General features: G+C 57.2%; 5 protein-coding genes. 2 read left to right on the forward strand and 3 right to left on the reverse strand.

Translation table 11 applies throughout. The annotated features are described in order from the left end of the window. Positions 1–358: 358 nt before the first annotated feature. Together CT676_RS43005 and CT676_RS43010 are read right to left on the reverse strand one after the other, a co-directional pair. On the reverse strand, positions 359–550 hold the full coding sequence (locus CT676_RS43005; RefSeq protein WP_135217280.1) for a hypothetical protein: 192 nt from the start codon (positions 548–550) through the stop codon (positions 359–361). A gap of 5 nt (positions 551–555) precedes the next feature. Continuing rightward, complete coding sequence (locus CT676_RS43010; RefSeq protein WP_135217281.1) at positions 556–771, reverse strand: hypothetical protein; 216 nt, start codon at positions 769–771, stop codon at positions 556–558. Between the two features lie 712 nt (positions 772–1,483). On the opposite strand from CT676_RS43010, the gene CT676_RS43015 reads away from it, so the two are divergent. Next, positions 1,484–1,726: a hypothetical protein gene (locus tag CT676_RS43015; RefSeq protein ID WP_135217282.1), complete on the forward strand. Its 243-nt coding sequence runs from the start codon at positions 1,484–1,486 to the stop codon at positions 1,724–1,726. A gap of 2,130 nt (positions 1,727–3,856) precedes the next feature. Here CT676_RS43015 and CT676_RS43025 read toward each other — a convergent pair. Further along, positions 3,857–4,123 carry a hypothetical protein gene (locus tag CT676_RS43025; RefSeq protein WP_135217283.1) on the reverse strand — a complete coding sequence of 89 codons (267 nt, stop codon included), beginning with the start codon at positions 4,121–4,123 and terminating at the stop codon, positions 3,857–3,859. Between the two features lie 108 nt (positions 4,124–4,231). On the opposite strand from CT676_RS43025, the gene CT676_RS44985 reads away from it, so the two are divergent. Then, the coding region (locus CT676_RS44985) for a hypothetical protein (RefSeq protein WP_205124642.1) at positions 4,232–4,500 on the forward strand (269 nt) is incomplete at its 3' end.

A 4,500-nucleotide genomic window follows, 5' to 3' on the forward strand; every position in this document is an offset into this window, starting at 1 on the left:
GTTCGAGATGATCGAGACACTTTACGGCGTCGGCTACCGCTTCAAGGAAGCCTGAGGCTCACGCGCCTTCACGAAAGACTGAGAGCATCCCCGGTTCTCATTCCATCGGGACCGGGATGGCTCTAGCGACAGGAGATTTTACAGGACCCTCGAGCTCAGTGTCAGCTTCGTCCGTCTCGCGCCAGGCGCAAACGCGCGCCGAAGTCTTCAAGCACCGGATGGATGTCGCAACTCCGATACGACAGGGGCGGAGAGTCGGCCCCGGCTGGCAGGGGGGCAAGGGTAGGCCGGGGCCGCTCCCGCCAGCTCTGGCAGCGGAGCCAGCAAAAAAAATAAATGGCGGCGAGCGTGCGGGTTCCTAACTGGTCGGACTATCATGGCGCGGGAAGACCGCAACCTTGCGCGCCCCTTGCCATAGTTCGATATCGTGACCGTCGACGAGCTGCTCAGCCAAGCGTTTGGCTTCTTCGTCGTCATGGCCGAAGATGACGACGCGGCTTTGGACATGACCATCCGGTCCGATGGCGTAGGCGTAGTATCCGGTTGTCATGGCGATCAGTCGGGCGTTTTCAGTTCCGGGGACTTAAGCCAATCATCGATGTGAGCGGCGGTCTCGGCTTGACGTGCGCGCCGCAGAAGTAGTTCGCGAGCCGTGCCTGGCGAGAGCTTTGCGGCTTCTGCCCGAAATTGCACCGCCTCATCCGCCAAGCGTTCCTTGAAGCTCTTCCCACGCTCGATGCGGCGTCGGGGCTGCTGCTGTGTCCGTTGCATTGAGGAAACTCCTCTTCCTGCGATGAAAATGCGGGCCGCTGCGGCGCTCCCTTTTTGCCAACGGACGACATTGAACCGCTGCGACGAGTCATGATCTGCCGAAATTTTACGGGGTGCCAGTCCAATATTTTCGTTCCAAACACGAAACCTTTTAGGAACGGCTCAAGCTGAGCAAGCTGAGTTGCCGGCACACCCGCAAAGGAGATCAAGACATTTGATTTCTGGAGACTGCTGAATCTAACCTTGGCGTCGCCGGGGCTGGTTTTCATTTACGAACTATATTCTGACCGGCGGGAGGGGCCGCCGTTACGCGGCCCATTTCGCTTTATCCGAAATGGTGCAGAGGTGTCTTGCTAGGCCGGTCGCCGCTTCGCAGCGCGACTTGACTTTCAAGGCTCCCGGCCCGCCAGCCCCTAGGGCATTCGTCCGCCAGACGATCCAAGCTGGGACCGTGTCCCGCCAAAGTTTCTGGGCCAGCGGTACAATGTGAACCTTCAATCCATGCGCACGTGCGAAGTTGGGAACGACCAGGTTGGTTCTGATTCCATACCGCGGTCGCGGGACGGCCACCCGCCCAGCCAGCCCCGGCGGGAGCCGTCCCTATTTTACGCCGCCCCAGTCTTGAGGGCGCTGGCCTGTGTCCGCAGTTTGATTTTGGAAGTGGCCTTCTTTTGCGAAAAGAACAATTTGAGGTCGGCGTCGTTTAGGTGTGATGAGACGGTATTATTTTGACATCAGAGAGGGTGACGAGATTTTCCCGGATGAGGAAGGTCTAGAGCTCTCAACCATAGAGAAGGTGCAGGAGGAGGCGGCGCGCTCGCTTGCCGATATGGCCAGAGATGCCGTCCGCACTTTAGGTGGCGATAGCCAACAGCTGTCGATTGAAGTCCGGGACGACAGCGGCCCGGTGCTCCACCTCAAATTCACATTCGCGGTCGAACGGCGCAGGCATTGATGCCGCCTCAACTGTCGCCTTGGTCGAATTTCGCGGTGGCATAGGTTCGTTCCAGTGTAGGAACTGTTCTTACTTTTCCTAGTTTTGGAGTCGTTGTGAACGCTCAAGGAGCCGCGCCATGGGAGAGCGCCGCAGAGTGAAGCAAACGCGCTCACTTGAAGAACGAATGGCCGAGCGGGCCTCCAAGCTCAAAACGATGGCCGATCGGCTGGCGTCGAGCGCGAGGCCCTTCTAAAGCGAGCCAGGATCGCCGAGACCGGCGCCAATATAAGTGACTTGCTGCGCCCGCCGGGCTTGCAGCCGCCGAGGTGAGGCCATGATTGAACAACCCCATACCAATCCATATTCAGTTCACGCGCGCATCTGCCTTGGCATTGCAGCCTTTGGCGCCGCACTGTTCGTTGCGGCGCTGTTCATGGGCATCCGGTAGGGCCGCCTTACGTACGGCCGCGCCACACTTGCGCCGGCCTCAATGGGCATCCCAGCCCAAAGCGTCAACGTCAGCACTTAACCCTTCGCAGAGTTTCACGTTTCCTTTGGGGAGCGGCCGCTGCATAATTTTGATTTTCAGCTGTAGCTTTTCAACTAACAGGTCTTGCCATGCCGAACGGCGTCGAAGATTTACAGATACTGCGTTTGATCAAGGCATTTCGGAAAATAACTGATCCCGACGTACGGCGCATGGTCGTACTGTTCGCGGAAGAGCAGTTGCAGAAGCAGGAGGCGAAGGTCGAGCGCGCGTCGCGGTCTTAGCCTGCGATCAAGTTACCGGAACGAGTGAGCTCATAAAAAGGCCGCGGCGGGGGACACCACTGCGGCCTCATTCTCGAAAAAATCCGGGTGAAAAAGATCAAAGTGAAATATACAACCAGCCCCGGTGAGATGATCATATTGCGGCGTTTCCAGACTGCAATATTAACTAGTTCACAAATGGGCGCTTTAACCAGCTGAGGGAAGGCCCGCCGGGGGCTGGCTAAGCTGACGGACCTTCACCCCAAGCACAAGGCCGCGTACTTCCCCGACGTCCCAAGAAAGCAATCTAAAGACATCCATTTAAAGAAGCCTGATTAAATTAATCATCGCTTAAATAAATAGGGTCGGGAAGATCGACAGCGACGTAAACGGTGAAGGCCGCTGCACCAAATAACGATGCTAATGCCGTTGCAACACAGAAAAACACGGTAAACAACCTTGAATTAAATTCTTATATTATTCTTCTATGCGATTTATTCGGTTTCAGCAATCCAATTAGAGGATTAAACTTGAGGGCGGAATCACGTCGGGGGGGGGCCGTGGGTATTTTGTTGCTCTTGCTTGCGGCGTCCGTTGTCGGTGTTCTTCTCCTATTGGCATTTCGCCGTTAGGACCGTAATTAAGTTTCTTGGCGGGTTGTTTTTGACTGTGCGCGGTTGGCGCCGCGTCCGTCCGCGCCTTGCAATGAACACGCGGCTCCGCTCGCTCGTCGCGGCACTGTAAACCGAATACGGTTCATCATTACGTTAATTGGTAGACGATGCGCATACTCGGGGCAGTTATACTCATTGCCGGTTTGCTATTGTGCGTTTCGGATGACGATGGAGAACCCCTCGGCGTCATCCCGATGGTCGCTGGGCTGATCATTCTCGCCCTCGGGGAACGACGTGCAAAGACGCTCGCACTGGCCAAGGTCAAGCTGGGGCCCCGGGGCTCTCCCATGCGGAACGCGCTGCTCAAACCCGCACCGGAGCAGTTGAGTCCGGAAGTGCAGGAATTGTTCGAAGGCTTAAGCGGGGTGTAGGTGGCGTCAACAACGACGCTGCTATGCCGCCGGCCCACGCTAGTCTTCTTGTTGCGAGCTCTCTAGTGGATGAGGTTCGTTCGTACCTTGGCTATGGGATTTGGAGAACTCTGCCCGATGGTCACGGCGGGATCGCCGCTGCGCCTCAACGACTTGATTTCTAAGGTATTCGAGTTCGGATAATTGGGAGGCGAGCTCGGTCATCTGACGAACAAAATTAACTACGCGATCACTGCGCATTGCGAGCCTCTTGGAGCGCTAAAAAACTTCTTGAATCAATCTGGTGATAATTCGCCATCTTACATGAATTGTCGGTGACGTCAGACGTTCCAAAAGAACGTCTGTGGCTATCATCAGCGAGCGGATAAATCCGCGCCCGGCCTCAGCAGCCGCACATACGTCCCACTTTCGTGTAGTTCGAGCCAGCCATTCTCTACCGCGTGCTTAATGCCGGCGCCGAACTCACTGCCCTTGCCGCCAAGCTTGAACAAGAAGGGCGCGTTGATCCTCTCGATATAGATGCGGCCGTCCTGGACAGCCTCGACGTTGGCTGCGAGCTCAACCAGCTTGCGCGCGGCGGCCTCCGGGTCTGCATAGGGTCGTTCATCGGTGTGCTTCATCGGGTTAAACCCTTTCCTGCCTGCGCGGCGTAGATGTGGGGACGATGCGGGTAGCTCTCCGCGGGCTTCCAGCTATCGAAGACCGTTCCGCAGACGCAGCGCATCAACGTGTTCCTGATCTCGCTGGCGAGCTTCTCGCCACGCGCGCGCCTGGCCTTCATTTCGGCGCGCCAGTCGCGATCGTGGCGCCATTCGGCGAAGGCACTTTCTGGAATTGTGGGCAATAGCTCGGTCCATGAGGCATCGAAAGCCTCGCGCGTTGCTTCGAAGGTGGCGGCTACACGCCCGCCGTTCGCTCATCCCGAAGGCGTCTCGGAGATGGGCGACAGCTTTCCGCTTGGCCGCGGGCGTCACCATTTCTTTCCCACGAGGTCCTT

Source organism: Bradyrhizobium sp. MOS001, assembly GCF_004634465.1.
In the GTDB taxonomy this organism is placed as follows: domain Bacteria; phylum Pseudomonadota; class Alphaproteobacteria; order Rhizobiales; family Xanthobacteraceae; genus Bradyrhizobium; species Bradyrhizobium barranii.